At 60.5% G+C, this 20,037-nt stretch carries 24 protein-coding genes and 1 tRNA gene; 13 read left to right on the top strand and 12 right to left on the bottom strand.

The annotated features are described in order from the left end of the window. Positions 1-396, top strand: a complete 396-nt coding sequence (locus tag ACPF9B_RS08120; RefSeq protein WP_007204387.1) for a DUF2155 domain-containing protein — start codon at positions 1-3, stop codon at positions 394-396. On the opposite strand, the gene aat is transcribed toward ACPF9B_RS08120, so the two are convergent. From aat to ACPF9B_RS08100, 4 genes are all read right to left on the bottom strand, one after another. Further along, positions 324-899 carry a leucyl/phenylalanyl-tRNA--protein transferase gene (aat, locus tag ACPF9B_RS08115; protein WP_424176616.1) on the bottom strand — a complete coding sequence of 192 codons (576 nt, stop codon included), beginning with the start codon at positions 897-899 and terminating at the stop codon, positions 324-326. The two genes, ACPF9B_RS08120 and aat, sit on opposite strands and share 73 nt — an antisense overlap. Positions 900-969: 70 nt before the next feature. Further along, positions 970-2,316, bottom strand: a complete 1,347-nt coding sequence (gene accC, locus ACPF9B_RS08110; protein WP_007204389.1) for an acetyl-CoA carboxylase biotin carboxylase subunit — start codon at positions 2,314-2,316, stop codon at positions 970-972. Positions 2,317-2,324: 8 nt separating this feature from the next. Further along, positions 2,325-2,810, bottom strand: coding sequence for an acetyl-CoA carboxylase biotin carboxyl carrier protein (gene accB, locus ACPF9B_RS08105; RefSeq protein WP_424176613.1), 486 nt, complete (start codon positions 2,808-2,810; stop codon positions 2,325-2,327). 133 nt (positions 2,811-2,943) lie between these two features. Continuing rightward, positions 2,944-3,258 carry a hypothetical protein gene (locus ACPF9B_RS08100; RefSeq protein WP_110549057.1) on the bottom strand — a complete coding sequence of 105 codons (315 nt, stop codon included), beginning with the start codon at positions 3,256-3,258 and terminating at the stop codon, positions 2,944-2,946. A gap of 200 nt (positions 3,259-3,458) precedes the next feature. Between ACPF9B_RS08100 and ACPF9B_RS08095 the strand changes: the two genes are divergently transcribed. From ACPF9B_RS08095 to ACPF9B_RS08075, 5 genes are all read left to right on the top strand, one after another. Further along, the gene (locus tag ACPF9B_RS08095) at positions 3,459-4,757 is read left to right on the top strand and encodes a helix-turn-helix domain-containing protein (RefSeq protein WP_040482749.1); all 1,299 of its coding nucleotides are present in this window, start codon (positions 3,459-3,461) and stop codon (positions 4,755-4,757) included. A 79-nt stretch (positions 4,758-4,836) separates the two neighbouring features. Further along, positions 4,837-5,205: a response regulator transcription factor gene (locus tag ACPF9B_RS08090; RefSeq protein WP_007204393.1), complete on the top strand. Its 369-nt coding sequence runs from the start codon at positions 4,837-4,839 to the stop codon at positions 5,203-5,205. After that, the gene (locus ACPF9B_RS08085; protein WP_007204394.1) at positions 5,202-5,471 is read left to right on the top strand and encodes a hypothetical protein; all 270 of its coding nucleotides are present in this window, start codon (positions 5,202-5,204) and stop codon (positions 5,469-5,471) included. The genes ACPF9B_RS08090 and ACPF9B_RS08085 overlap by 4 nt, the downstream gene beginning before the upstream one ends. Next, positions 5,471-8,158, top strand: a complete 2,688-nt coding sequence (locus ACPF9B_RS08080) for an ATP-binding protein (RefSeq protein WP_424176610.1) — start codon at positions 5,471-5,473, stop codon at positions 8,156-8,158. Before ACPF9B_RS08085 ends, ACPF9B_RS08080 begins: the two co-directional genes overlap by 1 nt. Positions 8,159-8,210: 52 nt before the next feature. Next, positions 8,211-9,179, top strand: coding sequence for a FliM/FliN family flagellar motor switch protein (locus ACPF9B_RS08075; RefSeq protein WP_424176608.1), 969 nt, complete (start codon positions 8,211-8,213; stop codon positions 9,177-9,179). Positions 9,180-9,333: 154 nt separating this feature from the next. On the opposite strand, the gene ACPF9B_RS08070 is transcribed toward ACPF9B_RS08075, so the two are convergent. From ACPF9B_RS08070 to ACPF9B_RS08055, 4 genes are read right to left on the bottom strand one after another with little or no spacing between them, the layout of a single operon-like run. Further along, positions 9,334-9,759: a TIGR01244 family sulfur transferase gene (locus ACPF9B_RS08070; protein WP_424176606.1), complete on the bottom strand. Its 426-nt coding sequence runs from the start codon at positions 9,757-9,759 to the stop codon at positions 9,334-9,336. A 10-nt stretch (positions 9,760-9,769) separates the two neighbouring features. Then, the gene (locus ACPF9B_RS08065; protein WP_424176604.1) at positions 9,770-10,201 is read right to left on the bottom strand and encodes a DUF6691 family protein; all 432 of its coding nucleotides are present in this window, start codon (positions 10,199-10,201) and stop codon (positions 9,770-9,772) included. Beyond that, positions 10,201-10,626 carry a YeeE/YedE family protein gene (locus ACPF9B_RS08060; protein ID WP_424176602.1) on the bottom strand — a complete coding sequence of 142 codons (426 nt, stop codon included), beginning with the start codon at positions 10,624-10,626 and terminating at the stop codon, positions 10,201-10,203. The genes ACPF9B_RS08065 and ACPF9B_RS08060 overlap by 1 nt, the downstream gene beginning before the upstream one ends. Positions 10,627-10,649: 23 nt before the next feature. Then, on the bottom strand, positions 10,650-11,513 hold the full coding sequence (locus ACPF9B_RS08055; protein WP_007204400.1) for an MBL fold metallo-hydrolase: 864 nt from the start codon (positions 11,511-11,513) through the stop codon (positions 10,650-10,652). A gap of 87 nt (positions 11,514-11,600) precedes the next feature. Here ACPF9B_RS08055 and ACPF9B_RS08050 point away from each other — a divergent pair, with 87 nt between their 5' ends. Beyond that, positions 11,601-11,918: an ArsR/SmtB family transcription factor gene (locus ACPF9B_RS08050; RefSeq protein WP_007204402.1), complete on the top strand. Its 318-nt coding sequence runs from the start codon at positions 11,601-11,603 to the stop codon at positions 11,916-11,918. Here the strand turns inward: ACPF9B_RS08050 and ACPF9B_RS08045 are convergent. After that, on the bottom strand, positions 11,891-13,120 hold the full coding sequence (locus ACPF9B_RS08045) for an acyl-CoA dehydrogenase family protein (RefSeq protein WP_424176599.1): 1,230 nt from the start codon (positions 13,118-13,120) through the stop codon (positions 11,891-11,893). The two genes, ACPF9B_RS08050 and ACPF9B_RS08045, sit on opposite strands and share 28 nt — an antisense overlap. A 117-nt stretch (positions 13,121-13,237) precedes the next feature. Here ACPF9B_RS08045 and ACPF9B_RS08040 point away from each other — a divergent pair, with 117 nt between their 5' ends. Continuing rightward, the gene (locus ACPF9B_RS08040; protein ID WP_424176597.1) at positions 13,238-14,254 is read left to right on the top strand and encodes a phosphotransferase; all 1,017 of its coding nucleotides are present in this window, start codon (positions 13,238-13,240) and stop codon (positions 14,252-14,254) included. Here the strand turns inward: ACPF9B_RS08040 and ACPF9B_RS08035 are convergent. Beyond that, positions 14,251-14,466: a hypothetical protein gene (locus ACPF9B_RS08035; RefSeq protein ID WP_007204405.1), complete on the bottom strand. Its 216-nt coding sequence runs from the start codon at positions 14,464-14,466 to the stop codon at positions 14,251-14,253. The two genes, ACPF9B_RS08040 and ACPF9B_RS08035, sit on opposite strands and share 4 nt — an antisense overlap. A gap of 109 nt (positions 14,467-14,575) precedes the next feature. On the opposite strand from ACPF9B_RS08035, the gene ACPF9B_RS08030 reads away from it, so the two are divergent. After that, complete coding sequence (locus ACPF9B_RS08030; RefSeq protein ID WP_007204406.1) at positions 14,576-14,836, top strand: DUF2312 domain-containing protein; 261 nt, start codon at positions 14,576-14,578, stop codon at positions 14,834-14,836. Between the two features lie 4 nt (positions 14,837-14,840). Here the strand turns inward: ACPF9B_RS08030 and ACPF9B_RS08025 are convergent, their stop codons facing one another. After that, on the bottom strand, positions 14,841-15,722 hold the full coding sequence (locus ACPF9B_RS08025) for a hypothetical protein (RefSeq protein ID WP_424176594.1): 882 nt from the start codon (positions 15,720-15,722) through the stop codon (positions 14,841-14,843). A gap of 82 nt (positions 15,723-15,804) precedes the next feature. Between ACPF9B_RS08025 and ACPF9B_RS08020 the strand changes: the two genes are divergently transcribed. The 4 genes from ACPF9B_RS08020 (at position 15,805) to ACPF9B_RS08005 (ending at position 19,336) form a co-directional block, all read left to right on the top strand. Then, complete coding sequence (locus ACPF9B_RS08020; RefSeq protein ID WP_424176592.1) at positions 15,805-17,460, top strand: ABC transporter permease; 1,656 nt, start codon at positions 15,805-15,807, stop codon at positions 17,458-17,460. A gap of 101 nt (positions 17,461-17,561) precedes the next feature. Then, positions 17,562-17,637, top strand: a tRNA-Thr gene (locus ACPF9B_RS08015). A gap of 166 nt (positions 17,638-17,803) precedes the next feature. Further along, positions 17,804-18,991, top strand: coding sequence for a tyrosine-type recombinase/integrase (locus tag ACPF9B_RS08010; protein WP_007204409.1), 1,188 nt, complete (start codon positions 17,804-17,806; stop codon positions 18,989-18,991). Between the two features lie 27 nt (positions 18,992-19,018). Beyond that, positions 19,019-19,336, top strand: a complete 318-nt coding sequence (locus ACPF9B_RS08005) for a hypothetical protein (RefSeq protein ID WP_424176589.1) — start codon at positions 19,019-19,021, stop codon at positions 19,334-19,336. On the opposite strand, the gene ACPF9B_RS08000 is transcribed toward ACPF9B_RS08005, so the two are convergent. Beyond that, positions 19,267-20,024, bottom strand: a protein-coding gene (locus ACPF9B_RS08000; protein WP_424176587.1) for an IS5 family transposase whose coding sequence is annotated in 2 segments (ribosomal slippage) — positions 19,267-19,700 and positions 19,700-20,024 — 759 coding nt in all. Because the reading frame shifts where the segments join, the coding sequence is not laid out codon by codon here. The two genes, ACPF9B_RS08005 and ACPF9B_RS08000, sit on opposite strands and share 70 nt — an antisense overlap. Positions 20,025-20,037 lie beyond the last annotated feature (13 nt).

Here is a 20,037-nt window from a genome sequence, read left to right as displayed (position 1 = left end):
ATGAAGCGGCTGTCAGCCATATTGGCCTGCCTGCTGCTGGCCGCCCCCGCGCCCGCGCAAGAGATGCTGTCAGGCATCGGCGCTGACATCCGCATTCTGGACAAGCTGACCGGCGCTGTCACCGATCTGGAGGTGTCCAACGGGCAGACCGACAATGTCGGCGCTTTGTCGGTCACGCTTGGTGACTGCCGGTATCCGGCCGAAAATGTTGCAAGCGAAGGCTATGCCGCGCTGGTGATCCATTACCGCGCTGAGGTGGCGCCGATCTTTGCGGGCTGGATGCTGGCGTCATCACCGGCGCTGAACGCGCTGGACCATCCGCGTTATGATGTCTGGGTTCTGCGCTGTATCACGTCGCTGGGCGCTGGCACCGCGCCCGTGAATCGCGCGGATTGACCGACCGCCGCCGCCAGCATCCTGTGATATTGCGCGCGGGTGATTTCCACAGCACCAAGGCTGGCCAGATGCGGCGTCAGGAATTGCGTGTCAAACAGGGTAAAGCCGCCACTGCGCAGGTTGTGCAGCAGATAGGCCAGCGCGACCTTTGACGCATCAGTGGCGCGGCTGAACATGCTTTCCCCGAAAAACGCAGCCCCGATGCGGATGCCATAGACGCCGCCGACCAGCTGCGCATCTTTCCAGACCTCAACGGCATGGGCATGGCCCTGGTCGTGCAGCGTGATCGACAGGTTGCGGATACTGGGGTTGATCCAGGTTTCTGCCCGGTCAGCGCAGCCATCGACGACATCGGCAAAGGCCGTGTCGAAACTGACCCGAAACCCGCCCCGCCGGATGGTGCGCGCCAAACTGTGACTGATGTGAAACCGGTCCAGCGGGAAGATACCCCGCCGGCGCGGATCGACCCAGAAAACGTCTGGGTCGTCGCGGCTTTCGGACATTGGGAACACCCCCAGACGATAGGCTTGCAGGACAAGCGCAGGCGTCAGGGGAAGATCCGCGTTTTGCACGTCAGGACAGGTGTGTTTCCAGCCAATGTTCCAGCCAGTGGATGTTGTAATCCCCCGACTGCACCGCAGGTTCGGCCAGCAGCGCATGGAACAATGGGATGGTCGTGTCGACACCATCGACGATCAATTCACCCAAGGCGCGCCCCAGACGGGCCAGCGCCTCTGGCCGGTCGCGGCCATGCACGATCAGCTTGCCAATCAGGCTGTCGTAATAGGGCGGGATCCGGTAGCCATCATAGAGTGCCGAATCCATCCGCACGCCCAAGCCGCCGGGCGCGTGATATTGCGTGATCGTGCCGGGGCAGGGCGTGAAATTGGGCAGCTTTTCGGCGTTGATCCGCACCTCGATGGCATGGCCGTTGATGCGCAGATCGTCCTGCGTAAACGACATCGGCAGGCCAGAGGCCACGCGCAGCTGTTCGCGCACCAGATCGACGCCAAAGATCGCCTCGGTCACCGGATGTTCGACCTGCAGGCGCGTGTTCATCTCGATAAAATAGAATTCATCGTTTTCGAACAGGAATTCGATCGTGCCTGCGCCGATATAATTGATCGCGGCCACGGCATCGGCGCAGACCTTGCCGATGCGCGCGCGCAGTTCGGGCGTGATGACCGGACCGGGGGCTTCTTCGAATACCTTTTGGTGGCGCCGTTGCAGCGAACAATCACGCTCGCCCAGATGGACAGCATTGCCCTTGCCATCGCCGAAGACCTGAATTTCGATGTGGCGCGGCGTGGTCAGGTATTTTTCGATATAGACTTCGTCATTGCCAAAGGCGGCCTTGGCTTCGGCACGTGCGCCATGAAATGCTTTTTCCATATCAGCGGCGGTCAGGGCCACCTTCATGCCGCGCCCACCGCCACCGGCTGTGGCCTTGATGATCACGGGATAGCCGACTTCCTCGCCCACGCGCTGCGCGTCTTTCAGGGTCGGCACGCCGCCGTCAGATCCGGGCACGCAGGGGACGCCAAGTGCCTTCATCGTGTCCTTGGCGGTGATCTTGTCGCCCATAATGCGGATATGTTCGGCTGTGGGGCCGATAAAGGTCAGACCATGGTCTTCGACCGCTTGCACAAAGGCCGCGTTTTCCGACAAAAAGCCATAGCCCGGATGGATCGCCTGCGCGCCGGTGATTTCACAGGCCGAGATGATCGCAGGAAACGACAGATAGCTTTGCGCCGATGACGGGGGGCCGATGCAAATCGCCTCGTCGGCCATGCGCACATGCATCGCGTCGCTGTCAGCGGTGGAATGGACGGCAACGGATTTCACGCCCATTTCGCGGCAGGCGCGCACGACCCGCAGGGCGATTTCGCCGCGGTTCGCAATCAGGATTTTTTCAAACATCGCAGCCTCTATTCGATGATGACAAGAGGTGCGCCATATTCGACCGCGCCGCCATCTTCGACCAGAATGCGCCGGACCGTGCCAGCGCGCGGAGCGGGGATATGGTTCATCGTTTTCATCGCTTCGATGATCAGAATCGTGTCGCCTTCGCGCACTGTCTGCCCGATGGCCACGAAGGGGGCGGCGGTTGGTTCGGGTGCCATGTAGACGGTGCCGACCATCGGCGATGTCACGGCACCTGGATGGTTGGCGGGGTCGACATTGGTGCTGGCGGCGGGGGCCGCAGCGGCGGCAGGTGCGGCGGGCATCGCTGTAGCAGCGGGCGCGCTGGCCTGAACCATTGTTTGCGTGTGACGGCTGACGCGCACGTTCAGGCTGTCATTTTCGCCGTAGTCCCGCTTGACCTGCAATTCCGTCAGGTCGTTCTGGCGCAGCAATTCTGCCAGCGCCTGGATAAAGCTGACATCGCTATCGTGGGAGGTTTTATTGCTCATTTGTTCCTCGGCCCGTTGCCCATGGTTCAACGCCCGCTTGTTGCGGGCTTTTCACATCCTGCCTGCTTATAGGGTAAGCGGGCCATGGTGGGAAGCGGCAGAGGCGCAAAATGCGCAACCTTGCGTCAACGACTTACAATTTCTGCGGGCGGTCTTGCGTGGCGGGTTGCGCCATGATGTCGTCATCTGGCTTGTCTGCGGGCAACATCGGCACGCCGTAGGGGCGCAGGATTCGGTCATCTGGCAGGATTTCGGCAGGGTCTTCGGCAAAGCTGCTGTCAAGCCGTGCGGCGACCGCCTGTGCCACGAAGGGGCGTTCTGGTGGCAGCGTGGCTGAACCCTGCGCCGATCTGACCGGTGCGACCAAGGTATCAGGCAACTGCCGCTGTTGCGCGGTATAGGGCATTGCAGCGGGTGCTGTCGGCGTCAGGTGTAAAGACGGGTCCATGGCGTTCATCCATCAATGGGATACTGTGCCCATAGAATCCGCCTTGAAACTTACCAAGGCGTTAACGGGCCAAAGCCGAATATCTTGGATTTGAACCAATTGCGCAGGCAGGGTTGTCATAGCATCAGTTGCGCGTAGTAAATCTTGTAAAAGAAATCCTGACGTTCCAGATTGGCGCGGCCACAGCCGGACAGGACCAGATGACGATAGAACGCATGACCGGCACACGGATCCGGGAAAAACGGATGGATATTGGGCTGCGGCAGGCCAGTTTGGCGTCTGCCGTGGGCATATCGCCGTCTTATCTGAACCTGATCGAACATAACCGACGCCGGATTGGCGGCAAGCTGCTGACCGATCTGGCGCGCGCGCTGGGGGTCGATCCGTCCCATCTTGCGGGTGGCGCTGACCGCGACCTGCTGGACCAGTTGCACAGCGCCGCGACGCTTGCTGGTGACATGGCCGAGATCGCGCGCGCCGAAGAACTGGCCGCGCGCTTTCCGGGCTGGGCCGGGCTGATCGCGCTGCAGGCGCGCCGTTTGGCGGTGCTGGATGAACGCATCGGCGCCTTGACCGACCGCATGGCGCATGACCCGTTTCTGGCGACCGCCTTGCATGACGTGATTTCGGCGGTGACCGCGATCCGGTCAACAGCGGCGATTCTTGTCAGTCAGGAACAGATCGACGCCGACTGGCAGCGCCGTTTTCACGAAAATATTCATACCGACAGCCTGCGTCTGGGTAAAAGCAGCGAAGCATTGGTCGCCTATCTGGAGGCACCTGCCGATGCCGAACAATCGCCTGACACGCCGATGGGGCAGGTTGATACTTTTCTTGCCAAGAACGGCTATCACCTGCCGATGATCGAGGCGGAAACGGCCACGCCAGACGAGGTTGTCAGACTTTCTGGGCTGACTGGGGCGGCGGCGGCCCTGTTGGGCGGGATCTGCCGGCAATATGCTGCGGATGCGCGCGCCTTGCCGATGGCCGCTTTCGCGCAGGCAGCGCAGGCTTGCAATTATGACCCTGCTCTGCTGGCCACGCGATGTGGTACGGATTTCGCCACGATCCTGCGGCGGTTGCCGTGCCTGCCACCTGACGCGGGCCATCCGCCGATCGGGCTGGCCGTTTGCGATGCTGCGGGGGCTTTGCTTTATCTCAAGCGGGTGCCGGGCTTTGCAATGCCTACGGCAGGCGGGGCATGCCCGCTCTGGCCGCTGTTTGGGGCGCTGAGCCGCCCAAGCCAGCCATTGCGCGCCGAAGCGATCCTGCCAGGAGCGACAGCGTCACATCTGCTGTGCTATGCCATTGCGACGCCGCTGGCGGTGCATCATTTCGATCTGCCACCCGTGTTGCGCAGCACGATGCTGGTGATGCCCGATATGGCCCAAGGCAGCGCGGCCCCGGTCCCTGTCGGCATTGCCTGCCGCATCTGTCCGCGCGCAGATTGCCCCAGCCGCCGCGAACCTGCGATCATCGGGACGGTAACTGCGCTTTGACACCCCGCCTCGAAAGGGAGATAGTCCCCATCAAGAGGAGCCCGCGCGTCAGCGCGGCGAATGAAGGGGAGGCGATGAGATGGGCAAACGCGTCCTTCTGATCGAGGATGAACCGAATATCATAGAGGCGATCGGGTTCATCCTGTCGCGCGACGGCTGGACCGTGCATACCCATCAGGACGGCCAGACTGCGATGGCCAAGGTTTTGGCGCTGCCGCCGGATATGATCATCCTTGACGTGATGCTGCCCGGGCGCAGCGGGTTCGAGATTTTACGCGAATTGCGCAGCACCGATGTGACCAAGGATATCCCCGTCATGATGCTGACCGCGCGCGGCCAGGACAAGGACCGCGACCTTGCGCTGCGGCTGGGGGCGAACCATTTCATGACCAAACCCTTTTCCAACAGCGATGTGCGCGATTATGTCCGCGCCATGATGGACCCATGAAACCGCCCGCCAAACCGCCGGTGTTTCTGGAACGCGCCAGTTACCGGCAACGCCGGCTGGGTGATGCTGCGCAATTCCTGCCATTGTTGGGGGCAGTTTTGTGGTTCATTCCGTTGCTCTGGGCGACCGATGGCCCAGAGGCACCATCGAAATCCAGCATGCTCACCTATATCTTTGTGATCTGGCTGGTCCTGATCGGGCTTGCGGCCCTGCTGTCGCGGCTGTTGCCCGATACCGACGAAGCATCCGACGACATGCGGCGGTAATGGTTTCCTTCAATATCCTGATCCTTGTCGCGCTCAGCTATGTGGCAGTATTGTTCTTGGTCGCGTTCCTGGCCGAACGGCGCGCAGCGGTGGGCGAGGCGAATTGGCTACGCTCGCCGGTCATATATACGCTGTCGTTGAGCATCTATTGTACGGCCTGGACGTTCTATGGCGCCGTCGGCTATGCCGCGCGGTCGGGGCTGGAATTCGTGACGATTTACCTGGGGCCGTCGCTGGTGATGGTAGGCTGGTGGTGGATCTTGCGGCGGTTGGTGCGGATCGGGCGGGCGCAGCGGATCACCTCGATCGCTGATTTGATTTCGTCGCGCTTTGGCAAATCGCGCTGGTTGGGAGCGATTGTCACCGTGATCGCGGTTGTCGCAGCCACACCCTATATCGCGCTGCAGATCCAGTCTGTCACGTTGTCGCTGGCGGTGTTCGCACAAAGCGAAGGAGCAGCCTGGAGCGATGGCGATTTCGTGCGTGCCGCGATGTGGTTCGCTGCGGGGCTAGCGGTTTTTACCATCCTGTTCGGCACCCGTAATCTGGATGCCAACGAACGCCATCCCGGCATTGTTACAGCCATCGCGGTCGAGGCGGTGGTCAAGCTGTTCGCCTTGATTGCTGTCGGTGTTTTCGTGGTCTGGGGGCTGGGCGGCGGGCCTGTGCAGATGATGGCGCGGATCGATGCGTCTGATCTTGATCTGTGGGATCAGGACACGAACCGCTGGTTCGGGTTGATCTTTGTGTCGGCGGCGGCGTTCATCTGCTTGCCACGGATGTTCCAGGTCATGGTCGTGGAAAACGATGACGAGGCCCAAATGCGCTTTGCCAGCTGGGCCTTTCCTGCCTATCTGCTGGCGATGAGCCTGTTCGTCGTACCCATCGCAGTCGTGGGGCTGGATCTGATGCCTGCAGGCAGCAACCCCGACTTATTCGTCTTGACCATTCCTTTAAGTCAGGGCGCTAATGGTCTGGCAATGCTGTCTTTTTTGGGTGGGTTTTCATCTGCGACATCCATGGTGATCGTGGCGACGATCGCGCTGGCGACGATGGTGTCGAACCATATCGTCGTGCCTTTTTGGTTCTCTTTGCAGGGCGATCAGCGCGGTGCGATGTCGGGCGACGTGCGCCAGCTGACGCTGCTGGCGCGGCGGCTGTCGATCGCGGGGGTGCTGGCGCTGGGGTTTATCTATTACCGGTTGTCGGGGGGCGGTACGGCGCTGGCCGCGATCGGGCTGATCTCTTTCGTTGGCTCGGTGCAGGTGCTGCCCGCGTTGATCGGCGGCATTTTCTGGCGGGGTGCGACGCGGCCTGCGGCGGCAGCCGGATTGCTGACGGGGCTGGTGGTCTGGCTTTGGACAATGTTCCTGCCCAGCTTTGGCCCCGGTGCCGTGATCCCGGTGGCAGTGTTCGCCGATGGCCCGTTCGGGATCGGCTGGTTGCGTCCTGAGGCCCTGTTCGGGATCGGTGGAATAGACCCCTTGGTACATGGCATATTGTGGTCGATGCTGCTGAACAGCGCGATCTTTGTCGCGGTGTCGCTGATCACGTTTCCATCGCCACTGGAACGGCTGCAAGGCGCGCAATTTGTCAACGTTTTTGAACATGGTACCGGCGCGCGCACATGGTCGCGCCTGGTTGCCGATGCAGAAGACCTGCTGCTGATGTCGCAACGCATCATTGGTCAGACCGAGGCGCAGCGGATGTTCGCGCGTGAAGCCGCAAGCCAGGGCATCCCGGGCCAAATGCCCAAGGCCACGCCCGATTTCGTCGCGCGGCTGGAACGCGAATTGGGCGGGTCTGTGGGGGCCGCAACCGCCCATGCCATGATCGGCCAATTGACCGGCGGCAGCGGCGTGTCGGTCGAGGACCTGATCGCCGTGGCTGACGAGGCGGCGCAGATCCTTGAATATTCCAACCGGCTCGAGGCGAAATCCGCCGAACAAGAGGCGACGGCGCGCGCCTTGCGCGATGCCAATGCCAAGCTGACGGCGCTGTCGATCCAGAAAGACGCGTTTCTCAGCCAGATCAGCCATGAATTGCGCACGCCAATGACCTCGATCAGGTCGTTTTCGGAAATCCTGCGCGATGATGATTTGGCCATCAAGGATCGCAACCGGTATGCGGGGATCATCCTGGACGAATCGATCCGGCTGTCGCGGCTGCTGGATGATCTGCTGGATTTGTCGGTGCTGGAAAACGGGCAGGTCGTGCTGCGCCCGCAGACGGGGCGGCTGTTGGCGCTGCTCGACCGCGCGATCGCGGCGGCGGGGCTGCATGAACGCAACCTGATCATCCTGCGCGACCGCGCGGCCGAAGATATCGAGATTACCGCCGATCTGGACCGGCTGGTGCAGGTATTCATCAACCTGATCTCAAATGCTGCCAAATACTGCGATGCGAAAAAGCCCGCCCTGACAATTCGTGTCAGCCGCACAAAGAGCCGGTACCGGATCGATTTTCTTGATAATGGCATCGGGATTGCGGCGCAGAACCAGGAACTGATCTTTGAGAAATTTTCCCGACTTGCCGATGAATCCAAGGCGGGCGGTGCGGGCCTTGGTCTTGCCATCTGCCGCGAGATCATGCACCGCCTGCAAGGCGATATCACCTATCTGCATGGCACATCCGGCACGGCGTTCCGCGTGACCTTGCCCGTGATGTCCGCGCCGGTTGGGTCTTAGCGGAAAAGTAATCACTGCTGGATTAGTCTGATGTCAGACCCAAGGCAGGCGCATGACTGACAGCTCACATATCTCCATTCTGCGACGGATGGCGGGGCAGGCCATTGACACGCCCCCCGTCAGCCCGCTGACCACGTCGCGCGCGGTGCGGCTGGCGCTGGTGAAGGCGGCCAGCGATGCGGGCGGGCTGGTGTTGCGGGTGGCCAGCACGGCGGATGATGTCGGGCAGCTGGATGATCTGCTGGGTGGTCTGGACAAGGGGCTGATGTTGGTCGGGCTGGACCGGCGGGGCGCATTGGCGGGCTTTGTCGCGGTGGATATGCAATTGCGCGCCGCCATGGTCGAGGTGCAGACGACAGGCCGCCTGTTGGACCAACCCGCCGATGACCGGCCTGCGACCGGCGCTGACAAGGCGCTGTGCGATCCTTTGCTGGTCGCGTTTCTGTCCGCCTTGCCGCCTGCGGTGATGGGTACCGCCTATGAAGGCTGGGTGGATGATGTGACCGTTGGTGACAGGTTGGCCGACAGCCGATTGGCCGGTTTGCTGCTGGAAGATGGCGACTACCGCGTGCTGCGGATGAATGTTGAACTTGGCTCCGGCGACCGGCTGGGCGAGGTGATGCTGGTCCTGCCGGTGCAGGCCGCACCCATGATGCCAGAAGAGCCAGCGCCAGTGATGGATTGGGATACCGCGTTCAGCGCAGCGGTGCAGGATGCGCCTGCGATGCTGACCGCGCGGTTGCACCAGTTCAAAATGCCGCTGGGGCGCGCACAGGCTTTGCGGGTGGGGCAGGTGGTGCCGCTGCCCGGGTGCACTGTCAATTCGGTGCGTCTGATCGCCACCGATGGCCGCTGCGTGGCACAGGCCAAGCTGGGCCAATCGGCCGGACACCGCGCCGTGCGGATCGAGCTGGCCCCCGGCCCGGAAATGGATGATTTGGTCAGCACCGCCGTGTCACTGCCAGAGGTGGCATTTTCCTTTGACACCGCCGAAGAAGGCGAGATTTTGGAAGGGGTGTAGAATGGTTTGCGCTTGTTGCGTCAGGTAAACATCATCACACAATGCTTTGAAATTAAAATAAAAAAGCATAATTTTTTTATTTAAAACGGATCAGGGCGCGACGCCGGATCACCCCGCGCCACGCCCTGATCTTGGCAATCTGGCGGATGGGGTCTTACCCCTTTGCCAGCATATCCAGCTGCCCGCGCATCCCGCCAAGGTCATAGCCCGCCTGCGCCGTAGCCTGAATGATCGCATCGGTCGGCATCTTGCCTGCCTGTCCAAGCGACCAGACGATCGAGGACCGCGTGCCTGACGCGCAATAGGCCAGCACCGGACCCGAGGATGCGCCAGCCGCGGCCATCTGGCTGTCAACCATGCCCATGTTCAGCCCCTGATGGGTCACGGGATTGATCGCAAAGGTGATCCCCGCCGCCTCGGCCGCGGCGCGGATCGTGTCGGCCTGATGCGAAGGTGGCACTTCGGCATCGGGCCGGTTGCAGATGATCGTCGTGAAACCGGCCTCGGCTATTGCGGCGATATCGGCCACCTCAATCTGGGGCGAAACCGCGTAATCGGGGGTGATGTGTCGGATATCCATGATCGTCCTCTTAAGTTGCAGGCACGGCGCGGTCAAAACGGACCCGCAGCGCCGGTGTCAGCATCATTCCTGCCAGCATTGCGGCCAGAAAGACAAGACCACCTGTCCCGCCATAGCTGAGCGAGGCGAGTGCAGGCCCGGGGCATAGCCCTGCCAGACCCCAGCCCGCACCGAACAAGGTGGACCCGATCACCAGATTACGCCCGATCCGTGGTTCGGGTGGCGCGGGAAAGGCTGCCGCCAGCACTGGTTTGCGCCCGATGGTGAACCGCCATGCGATGGCCATCGGAATGATCGCGCCGCCCATCACAAAGGCCAGCGTCGGGTCCCAGTCGCCGAACACATCCAGCCAGCCCTGCACCTTGGTGGTGTCAGTCATGCCCGAAATCAGCAGGCCCAGCCCGAACAAGCCGCCCGTCAGAAAAGAAACAATAGTGCGCATCAGATCACTCCCAGCACATGTTTGAACAGGACCATCGTCAGACCGCCTGCGCCGATATAAAACGCGGTGGATACAATCCCCCGTAGTGACAGCCGCGAAATCCCGCAGACCCCGTGGCCAGAGGTACAGCCATTGGCCAGCCGCGTGCCGACGCCGACCAGAAGGCCCGCCGCGACAATGACGACCCAGTTGCCGGTCAGGTTCGTTTCCGACCCGCCGATAGCCAGCGCCGCGATGGCAGGCACGATGACCAGCCCCACAATCAGCGCCGCCCGTTCTTGCCAGTCACTGCGCCCGCTGCCATCGACCAGCCCGCCAATAATGCCAGAGGCGCCCATGACGCGCCCATTCACCAGCAGGAAAAAAGCCCCTGCCATCCCGATCAACCCGCCGCCGATCAGGCCCATGATCCAGTCTTGTTGCATTGTCTTTCCTTATGTTTTCACGATCAAAGCTGGTTGATCGGTACTTTGAAATAGCGCGCGCCGTTGTCTTCGGGTTCGGGCAGGTTGCCCGCGCGCATGTTGGTTTGCAGCGATGGCAGGATCAGTCGGGGCATGCCCAGCTGGGCATCGCGCGTGGTGCGCATAGACACGAAATCTTCCAGCGGTTTGCCCGCGCCGATATGGATATTCATCGCCTTTTGTTCGCCCACGGTGGTTTCCCAAGCGAATTCATCGCGGCCTGGGGCCTTGTAATCGTGACCCACGAAAATCCGCGTGTCGTCGGGCAGGGCCAGGATTTTCTGGATCGAGTTATACAGATCCTCTGCCGACCCGCCGGGGAAATCGCAGCGTGCGGTGCCGAAATCGGGCATGAACAGCGTATCACCCACAAAGGCCGCATCGCCGATCACATAGGTCAGGCAGGCGGGGGTGTGGCCGGGCGTGTGCAGCACATCCGCGCGCAGCTGGCCGATGTGGAATGTGTCTGCTTCATTGAACAGCGCATCAAACTGCGATCCGTCGCGCTGAAAAGCGGTCCCTTCGTTAAAGATCTTGCCGAATGTGTTCTGCACGACGGTGATGTTGGACCCGATCCCGATCTTGCCGCCCAAATGCTCTTGCAGATAGGGGGCGGCGGACAGATGGTCGGCGTGGACATGGCTTTCGAGGATCCAGGCAACATTCAGCCCCTGATCCTTGACCCAGGCAATAATCGCATCGGCCGATGTCGTATCAGTGCGGCCTGCGGCGGGGTCGTAATCCAGAACGCTGTCAACAATCGCGCAAGTGTTGCCCTGTGGTTCGCGCACAACGTAGGAAATCGTGTTGGTGGCTTCATCGAAGAAGGCTTTGACTTCGGGTTTCATGTTGATTCTCCTTTATGGCTATAGAATAAGGGTTTCTGAAAACATTTCAATGTTGAAATGTATAAAAAGTTCGGATAGAGTAATCCCATGAGCCAAGCGACCGATTTCCAACTAGACCCGATGGATGCCGCAGCGACCGAAGCGGCTGACCTGCTCAAGGCGTTATCCAATCCGGGGCGCCTGCGTATTCTTTGCGCGCTGGTCCCGGGTGAAATGTCAGTGGGTGATCTGGAAACCGCCCTTGGCGCCAGCCAATCTTATGTGTCGGGCCAGTTGCTGCGCCTGCGCAACGAAGGTCTGGTGTCGTGCACGCGTGACGGGCGCAGCATCCGTTATCAATTGGCGGATCCGCGCGTGCGCCCGCTTTTGGAACGGATCTACGAGATTTTCTGCCCCGCAGTATAGCGCGCAAGCTCGGCACGGGCGACCTGTCTGCGATGTACCGCATCGGGGCCGTCCGCCAGCCGCAGGGTGCGCAGATGCGTCCATTGCCGCGCCAGTGGTGTGTCTTGCGATACGCCCGCTGCGCCGAACATCTGCACCGCCATATCGGTGATCTTCAGTGCGACAGCAGGGGCCACGACCTTGATCTGGCTGATCCACGGCGCTGCGGCGCGTTTGTCGCCCTGATCCATCATCCACGCAGCCTTAAGACATAACAGCCGCGCCTGTTCGATCTCCATCCGCGCAGTGGCGATCAGATCGTAATTTTCGCCCAGTTCAGCCAGAGGTTTGCCAAAAGCCGCCCGGCTGACCGAGCGTTCGCACATCAGTGCCAGCGCCTTTTCCGCCTGTCCAATCGCGCGCATGCAATGGTGGATGCGCCCGGGGCCAAGCCGGCCTTGGGCGATTTCAAACCCGCGCCCTTCACCCAGCAGCAGATGATCGGCAGGCACGCGGACATTGTCATAGCGAAAATGCATATGGCCGTGCGGCGCGTCGTCGTGGCCGTAAACCTCCATCGCGCGCAATTTTACGATGCCGGGTGTGTCGGCAGGCACCACGATCATGGAATGGCGTTGATGCTTGGGCGCGTCATCGCTGGTGCGCACCATGACTATATGTACGGCACACCGCGGATCACCGGCACCAGTGGCCCACCATTTCTGCCCGTTCAGCACATAATCATCGCCATCGCGCACACAGCTCATGGCGATATTGGTGGCATCTGAACTGGCCACATCGGGTTCGGTCATCAGATAGGCTGACCGGATTTCGCCCGCCATCAGGGGTTTCAGCCAGCGGGTTTTCATTGCATCCGTGCCGTAGCGCGCAAAAACCTCCATATTGCCGGTGTCGGGTGCATTGCAGTTGAACACTTCGGCGGCCAGATGGCTTTTGCCCATCTCCTCGGCCAGATAGGCATATTCGACGGTGTTCAGGCTGGGGCCATCGCGGAATGTGTCCCAGAAATTCCAAAGGCCGCGCTCGCGCGCCTTGGCTTTCAACCCTTCGAGAATCTCGGCCTGACGCGGGGTGAATTGCCAGCGGTCGCCAATATCGACCTGCGACAGAAATTCATCGTCCAGCGGTGCGATTTCTTCTGCGATCATCGCCTTGACGGCGGCAAGCACGGGTTTCAGCCGTGCGGTCTGTCCAAGGTCCATGGTGATCCTCCCCTACGTCATGGTGCATTCGTTGGCGGCAGTGTCAATCAACGGCTTGCGCTACTTGGCGTCACATGGCCCTATCAGCCCATGATCGACGCGGCGAAAGATATCGGCATGTCCCTTGCCACGCTTGACGGCACCCTGTCGCGGGTTGTGCCGGGGTTTGCGGGCGCGCAAAAGGTCAGCAAATTCGGCACCGGCCAATCCAACCCGACCTATCTGATTACTGCGGCCAGCGGGCGCTATGTGCTGCGCAGCAAACCGCCCGGTGCGCTGCTGCCCTCTGCCCATGCGGTCGAGCGTGAATTTCGCGTGATGCAGGCGCTGGCGGGCAGTGGCGTGCCGGTGCCGCGCGTGCTGCATCTGGCCGATGCCGCCACATCGCCCAGCGGGCGCGCGTTTTACGTGATGGATTATCTTGACGGGCGCATTTTCTGGGATCCGGCCTTGCCTGAGGTGGCACAAGACGCGCGGGCCGCAATCTATAACGCGATGAACGCCGCGCTTGCGGGTTTGCATGATGTTGATGTTGCGGCTGTGGGCCTGTCGGATTTCGGCAAGCCCGGCAATTATTTTGCGCGCCAGATGGATCGCTGGGGGCGGCAATATCTGGCCAGTGTGGCCGCACCTTCCCCTGATATGGCACGGATCATGGCATGGCTGGAACAGGCAATGCCGCCCGATGACGGGCAGGTGGCGCTGGTACATGGTGACTGGCGGCTTGATAACATGATCTTTGCGCGGGGCAGGCCGGATATTCTGGGCGTGCTGGATTGGGAATTGTCCACGCTGGGGCATCCGCTGGCGGATCTGGCCTATCAATGCATGCAATGGCGGCTGCCCAATGACGGGCGGATGCGCGGCCTGGGCGGGATCGAGCGCGCGGCCCACGGCCTGCCGACCGAGGCAGAATATGTCGCGGCCTATTGTGCGCGGCGCGGGCTGCCCATGATCGACAATTGGGCGTTTTATCTGGTGTTTGCCTTTTTCCGGTTGGCCGCGATCCTTGCAGGGGTCGCGGCACGGGCCGACAGCGGCAATGCGTCCAACCCCGATCAGGCGCGCGCTTATGGGCAGGCGGTGCCGGTTCTTGCTGCGCTGGCCTTGCAGGTGACCCGTGACGGGCCTTAGCCCAGCATGATCCCGACTGCGACCGTCATCAGACCCAGCACCGACACGCCCAGCGCGCCCAGATTGATCGGCAGCACCTTGGCCAGACGGGCGCGCATATCCGCATCCGACAGGTTTGCCCGTTTGGCGCGCGTGACCATGACCACGCTATAGCCGATCCCGATCAGGCCGATGACCGACAGCGCCGCACCGATCCAGACAACCATTTCCATGACGCACCTCTTTTGTTTGACCTGCCCTAGCGCGCAGGCCGAGGCCGCGCAAGGGTTGCGGGTCCACAGGCCAGCGGCTAGGAAACCGCAACCCCGCGAGGAGAGCGCCATGAACGATTCCGTCATCGACACGACTTCATCTGTTGCCGCCGAAGAACTGCGCCAGTTCATCGAACGGTTCGAACGGCTGGAAGCCGAGAAAAAAGACATCGCAGATGCCCAGAAAGAGGTGATGGCCGAAGCCAAAGGCCGCGGTTACGACACCAAGGTCCTGCGCAAGATCATCGCCATCCGCAAGCGTGACGCCAATGATCTGGCCGAAGAAGAAGCGGTGATGGATCTTTACATGTCCGCGCTGGGCATGTCCTGACCGGTCACCGGAACGGCAACACCAGATCAACCCCTGGCATCGCGTCGATCACGTCAAGGTCGCGTTCATAAAGCGTTGTCAGATGGTCCACGGTGGCGGCATCCAGTTCGGGCAGGTCGAGATCCTGTTCAACCGCATCAGGGAGCGCATGTTCGGCCCAGATCGCGGCGATCATGTCGTGCCTGTCGGTGTCACTGTCAAACGGTGCTTTGGCAAGGCTATCCGACAGGATCGACAGACCTTCGGGGTCCAGCACGGCAGCCAGCAGGTCGGTTGCACCCACGATCGGGCTTTGCGCGTCGATCCCTGACAGGCGGCGGATCAGCTGATCCCAGATCAGCGGCGAATCCTCGTTGCACCAGACCGTCAGCGGCGTGTCCGGTGCGGCTTGTTTGATGCGGCGGATCACGTCTGACCAGCGGATGTCTTCGGGTTCCAGCAGGCCAAGATTCGCGTCAATGCTGGTCTGCTCGATCCGGCGCAGCGTGTCCTGTAGGAAACCTGCCGGATTACGGATAGCCAAAAACAGGCTGATCTCGTCGTCGGGGAACAGCCGGTGCAGGCCGCGGGTCTTGGTTTCCGCCTGCGGATAGAACACGCCATGTTCATAAATCCGCTGCGGTACGCAAAGAAAGTTCTCGTTGCTCAGGACCAATCGTCGCAGATCCTCGGTATCGGTGATGGTATCGAGCAGAATATCGCGCGTGTCAGGGTGCAGATCGTTGCCAGCCAGCCCTTGGATCGCCTCTCGGATCAGGCTGCGGTACTTGCCGGGGCCGGGCACGGCAATGCCCTGCTGTGACAATATTTGGGCATTCTTGAGAATCGATTTCAGCAAACGGTCCTCGTCGGTGCAATGCGCGCCGATATGAAAAGCAATCTGCATAGGCGGTCCCCGTATTTTGTTCTGCTTTACAGTATCAGGCGCATTCTGGACAGCCAAACCGGTTTCGACTAAGCCGGTTTTCATGTCCGATCAAATAAGTCAGATTTCCTTGCCCCGTCCAAGGCGACGCCGGATCGACCCTTGGTCGGTCGGGGCCTTGGTGATCGCCGCCATGGTGATGATGCCGATCCTTGCGGTGGTCTGGTTCGCGCTGACGCCCACTGAAAACATCTGGCCACATCTGATCAACACGACGCTGCCGCGCTATCTGTCCAATACCTTCGTGTTGATGCTCAGCGTGGGCACGATCACGGCGGTGGTGGGGACAAGTACAGCCTGGCTGGTGGTGATGTACCGGTTTCCGGGGCGCGCGGTGCTGCAATGGGCCTTGCTGATGCCGCTGGCGGTGCCGGCCTATGTTGGCGCCTATGCGCTGGTCGATTTTCTGGAATATGCAGGTCCGGTGCAGACCGGGCTGCGCGACGCCTTTGGCTGGACCAGCCCGCGTGATTACTGGTTCCCCGCGATCCGCACCCGCGAGGCCGCGATCGTGGTGTTGAGCGCGGCCCTGTATCCTTATGTCTATCTGCTGGCGCGGGCGGCGTTTCGTGAACAATCGGGCGCGGCGTTCGAGGTTGCGCGCGCGCTGGGGGCAGGGGCCTGGGGCCGGTTCTTGCGGGTGGGGCTGCCGCTGGCGCGCCCCGCCATCGCGGCCGCTGTCGCCATTGTGATGATGGAAACCGTCAATGATTACGGCACGGTAGATTATTTCGCGGTGCAGACCCTGACGACCGGCATCTTTTCGGTCTGGCTTCAGGCGGGCAATCTGGGCGGTGCAGCCCAGCTCGCCAGCACGATGCTGGCTGTGATCGTGATCCTTGTGCTGGCTGAAAAGCTCAGCCGCCGCAAGATACGGTTTTTTGGTTCGGCCCGTGGCGCGCGCCCTGTCGCACCGGAACCATTGGCAGGCTGGAAGGCTTGGACCGTCACGGTGCTGTGCCTGTTTCCGGTGCTGATGGGCTTCGTGTTGCCTTTGGCGGTGATCACGAGCCACGCGCTCAACGCCGATATGTGGCTTGCCCCTGGCCTGCGCCGCGCGGCCCTGCACACGGTCACAGTTGGCGGGATTGCGGCGGTGGTGACCGTCGTTGGCGGGGTGTTCATGGTATACGGCGTGCGGATGTCGCGGTACCGGTTGCCTGCGCTGCTGATGCCGGTGACGGCCATCGGCTATGCAGCACCCGGTGCGGTGCTGGGTCTGGGGATTTTGGTGCCCTTGGCCGCGTTTGACAACAGGCTGGCCGATGGGATCGTGGCAGCAGGGTTCAGCGACCCAGGCTTGATATTCACCGGGTCAGCGGCGGCCTTGGTGTTGGCCTATGTCGTGCGGTTCTTTGCGATTGCCCAAGGGGCGGCTGACGCGGCATTGGGGCGGGTGTCACCCAGCCTGCCGATGGCGGCCCGGTCGCTGGGGCGGACGGCGGGCGGGACGCTGCGTGCCGTGCATCTGCCGCTGGTGCGTGCTTCGCTTGGGTCGGCGCTGTTGCTGGTGTTTGTGGATATCGTCAAGGAACTGCCTGCAACCTTGCTGTTGCGGCCTTTCAACTATGAAACACTGGCGACGCGGGTCCACGCCAAAGCGGTGCTGGAGAACCTCTCAGAGGCCGCACCCGCTGCCTTGATGATCACGCTGGTGGGGCTGGCCGCGGTGGTCCTGCTGGCCCGCGCCAACCGTTAAATCGACCGCGCACATATTTTACGCTTTTCTGTCAGATCGGCATTGCCAGAGAGCATTTGTCCCTGCTATACGCCCGCCATCGGGCGATGCCCCGCACCAGTGCCCCTATAGCTCAGCTGGTAGAGCAACTGATTTGTAATCAGTAGGTCCGCGGTTCGAGTCCGTGTGGGGGCACCATTTTATCATCCAAATTTATCCGGTGACATCCAAATAACCCTGAATTATAAGGGTTTTACGATGTCTCTTTGTCCAACGCCGTGCCATAGCGTTTGACAAGATACCCCCGAATTGGGGGTGTTTGCGGGGGTGTCGGGTTTGGTCCGGAAAGGTGATACCCCCAGCGATGCCATTATCTGATATTCAGGTGCGAAACCTAAAGCCGCGCGAGAAAGCCTATAAAGTTTCTGATTTCGAAGGGTTGTTCGTGCTGGTTAAGCCGAATGGCTCGAAGCTTTGGCAGTTCAAATACCGAATGGATGGTAAAGAACGGCTGCTTTCAATTGGAGTGTACCCCAACATCAGCTTAGCACAGGCTCGCAAGACCAAGGACGGCGCGAGAGCTAATGTTGCGGCAGGGATCGACCCAAGCGAAGCAAAGCAACAAGAAAAACGGCAGCGTCGCGAAGTGAATGACCAGACCTTTGAGAAGTTGGGCGCCGAGTTCTTCGCCAAGCAGCGGAAGGAAGGGAAATCCGCAGCAACGCTCTCCAAGACGGAGTATCACCTCCAATTGGCGTCCCGCGACTTTGGTCGCAAACCGATCATTGAGATCACTGCGCCTATGATTCTAAAGACGCTTCGAAAAGTTGAGGCCAAAGGCCACTACGAGACAGCGCACAGATTAAGATCGCGGATTGGCTCTATCTTTCGGTATGCAGTTGCAAGCGGCATTGCCGAAACCGACCCAACTTACGCATTGCGGGATGCATTGATCCGTCCGACGCGAAAGCATCGCGCGGCGATCATTGACCCGCAGGCGCTAGGTCGGTTGATGAACGAGATCGATGTCTTTGAAGGGCAGGCGACAACTCGCATCGCACTCAAACTACTGGCTATGGTTGCTCAGCGTCCCGGCGAGATACGCCACGCAAAGTGGTCAGAGATCGACTTCGTGAAGAAGGTTTGGTCTATCCCCGCTGACAGGATGAAGATGCGGAGGGATCATATTGTACCACTGCCGGATCAAGCAATTGCATTGCTGGACCAACTGCGCCGGATGAATGGCAACGGAGAGTATTTGTTTCCATCCCTGCGAACGTGGAAGCGGCCCATGTCTGAGAACACCCTTAATGCGGCGCTGCGTCGGATGGGATATTCTGGCGATGAGATGACCGCGCATGGTTTTCGTGCGTCCTTCTCGACCCTTGCCAATGAAAGTGGGCTTTGGAACCCCGATGCAATCGAACGCGCACTGGCTCACGTTGAGAAGAACGAAGTTCGGCGCGCCTATGCGAGAGGGGAGCATTGGGAAGAGAGGGTGCGTTTGGCCAATTGGTGGGCTGGATATTTAGAAAACCTACAGGCAATGTGAGTCGATATTGCCCAAGAGATTTCATTTATGCCCGATACAAACCTTAGGAAACTCTATTCGCTCTATTTTGCCGAGTGGCTCTTGGATGCAGGCGATGTGAACCTGTTATCGCTTGGCGACCATTTCGCCGAACGAATTTTAAAAATTATTGTATTCAAAGATCTTGTCGAGAAGGAAGTTGGCCTGCTCTCGGAAGACAGAGTTGCCAGACTTGTTGGTGGCCCGGACCAAGAATTGGACGATGCCGATCAGGCTAACATGATTAGGGTCAGGACTCATAACCAGAATATGACGGTTGCGGCGAGAGCGATTGCCGATAGGAAGACCTTGGGGCAACGATCATAGCGGGTTGAGACGCGTCTCCAGTCTTTGAGCCTGCCAAACATGCGCTCGATGCGGTTCCGGCGTTTGTAGCGACGCTTGTCGTATCTGACGACCTTGTTGCGTGACTTTCGACCTGGGATGCAGGGACGAGTCCCTCTGTCTGCTAAGGCTTCCCGGAACCAATCTGCATCATAACCCCGATCCGCCAATAGCCATTCAGCATCCGGTAGACTGCTGAGCAAAGCCATGGCACCGGTATAATCGCTGACCTGACCAGCCGTGATGAAGAAACGGATTGGGCGGCCGCTGGTGTCAGTGACAGCATGCAATTTTGTGTTCATGCCGCCCTTTGTCTCACCGATTAGGCGTCCACGCCCCCCTTTTTAAGCCGCAGGCTTGAGGCCGTGCGGTGTGCTTTGAGGTAAGTCGCGTCGATCGAGATGGTCTTATTGTCGGGTGCCTCCGCTGCCAAGCCTGTCATTATCCGAGCGAATACACCTGCATCGCTCCAACGTTTCCAGCGATTATAAAGCGTCTTGGGTGGCCCATACGCAACGGGCGCATCACACCAGCGTAACCCATTGCGATTGATGAAGATAATGCCGCTCAAAACACGCCTGTCATCGACGCGCGGCTTACCTCGGCTCTTTGGGAAATACGACCGTAGCCGCACCATCTGATCTTCTGTCAGCCAGTAAAGATTGCTCATCGTACCCCCAAAT

The organism is Yoonia sp. TsM2_T14_4 (assembly GCF_049602355.1).
Lineage (GTDB): Bacteria > Pseudomonadota > Alphaproteobacteria > Rhodobacterales > Rhodobacteraceae > Yoonia > Yoonia vestfoldensis_A.
The sequence above is the reverse complement of the archived record's forward strand: the minus strand, read 5'-3'. Positions and strand labels throughout refer to the sequence as shown.

Excerpts from the sequence above, each read along its gene's own strand:
- ACPF9B_RS08070 (WP_424176606.1), bottom strand. The coding sequence starts at position 9,759 with ATGGATATCCGACACATCACCCCCGATTACGCGGTTTCGCCCCAGATT.
- ACPF9B_RS08030 (WP_007204406.1), top strand. The coding sequence starts at position 14,576 with ATGAACGATTCCGTCATCGACACGACTTCATCTGTTGCCGCCGAAGAA.
- ACPF9B_RS08025 (WP_424176594.1), bottom strand. The coding sequence starts at position 15,722 with ATGCAGATTGCTTTTCATATCGGCGCGCATTGCACCGACGAGGACCGT.
- ACPF9B_RS08090 (WP_007204393.1), top strand. The coding sequence starts at position 4,837 with ATGGGCAAACGCGTCCTTCTGATCGAGGATGAACCGAATATCATAGAG.
- ACPF9B_RS08120 (WP_007204387.1), top strand. The coding sequence starts at position 1 with ATGAAGCGGCTGTCAGCCATATTGGCCTGCCTGCTGCTGGCCGCCCCC.
- ACPF9B_RS08085 (WP_007204394.1), top strand. The coding sequence starts at position 5,202 with ATGAAACCGCCCGCCAAACCGCCGGTGTTTCTGGAACGCGCCAGTTAC.
- ACPF9B_RS08100 (WP_110549057.1), bottom strand. The coding sequence starts at position 3,258 with ATGGACCCGTCTTTACACCTGACGCCGACAGCACCCGCTGCAATGCCC.
- ACPF9B_RS08095 (WP_040482749.1), top strand. The coding sequence starts at position 3,459 with ATGACGATAGAACGCATGACCGGCACACGGATCCGGGAAAAACGGATG.
- ACPF9B_RS08040 (WP_424176597.1), top strand. The coding sequence starts at position 13,238 with ATGTCCCTTGCCACGCTTGACGGCACCCTGTCGCGGGTTGTGCCGGGG.
- ACPF9B_RS08055 (WP_007204400.1), bottom strand. The coding sequence starts at position 11,513 with ATGAAACCCGAAGTCAAAGCCTTCTTCGATGAAGCCACCAACACGATT.
- ACPF9B_RS08045 (WP_424176599.1), bottom strand. The coding sequence starts at position 13,120 with ATGGACCTTGGACAGACCGCACGGCTGAAACCCGTGCTTGCCGCCGTC.
- accB (WP_424176613.1), bottom strand. The coding sequence starts at position 2,810 with ATGAGCAATAAAACCTCCCACGATAGCGATGTCAGCTTTATCCAGGCG.
- ACPF9B_RS08050 (WP_007204402.1), top strand. The coding sequence starts at position 11,601 with ATGAGCCAAGCGACCGATTTCCAACTAGACCCGATGGATGCCGCAGCG.
- ACPF9B_RS08035 (WP_007204405.1), bottom strand. The coding sequence starts at position 14,466 with ATGGAAATGGTTGTCTGGATCGGTGCGGCGCTGTCGGTCATCGGCCTG.
- aat (WP_424176616.1), bottom strand. The coding sequence starts at position 899 with ATGTCCGAAAGCCGCGACGACCCAGACGTTTTCTGGGTCGATCCGCGC.
- ACPF9B_RS08080 (WP_424176610.1), top strand. The coding sequence starts at position 5,471 with ATGGTTTCCTTCAATATCCTGATCCTTGTCGCGCTCAGCTATGTGGCA.
- accC (WP_007204389.1), bottom strand. The coding sequence starts at position 2,316 with ATGTTTGAAAAAATCCTGATTGCGAACCGCGGCGAAATCGCCCTGCGG.
- ACPF9B_RS08075 (WP_424176608.1), top strand. The coding sequence starts at position 8,211 with ATGACTGACAGCTCACATATCTCCATTCTGCGACGGATGGCGGGGCAG.
- ACPF9B_RS08010 (WP_007204409.1), top strand. The coding sequence starts at position 17,804 with ATGCCATTATCTGATATTCAGGTGCGAAACCTAAAGCCGCGCGAGAAA.
- ACPF9B_RS08020 (WP_424176592.1), top strand. The coding sequence starts at position 15,805 with ATGTCCGATCAAATAAGTCAGATTTCCTTGCCCCGTCCAAGGCGACGC.
- ACPF9B_RS08005 (WP_424176589.1), top strand. The coding sequence starts at position 19,019 with ATGCCCGATACAAACCTTAGGAAACTCTATTCGCTCTATTTTGCCGAG.
- ACPF9B_RS08060 (WP_424176602.1), bottom strand. The coding sequence starts at position 10,626 with ATGCAACAAGACTGGATCATGGGCCTGATCGGCGGCGGGTTGATCGGG.
- ACPF9B_RS08065 (WP_424176604.1), bottom strand. The coding sequence starts at position 10,201 with ATGCGCACTATTGTTTCTTTTCTGACGGGCGGCTTGTTCGGGCTGGGC.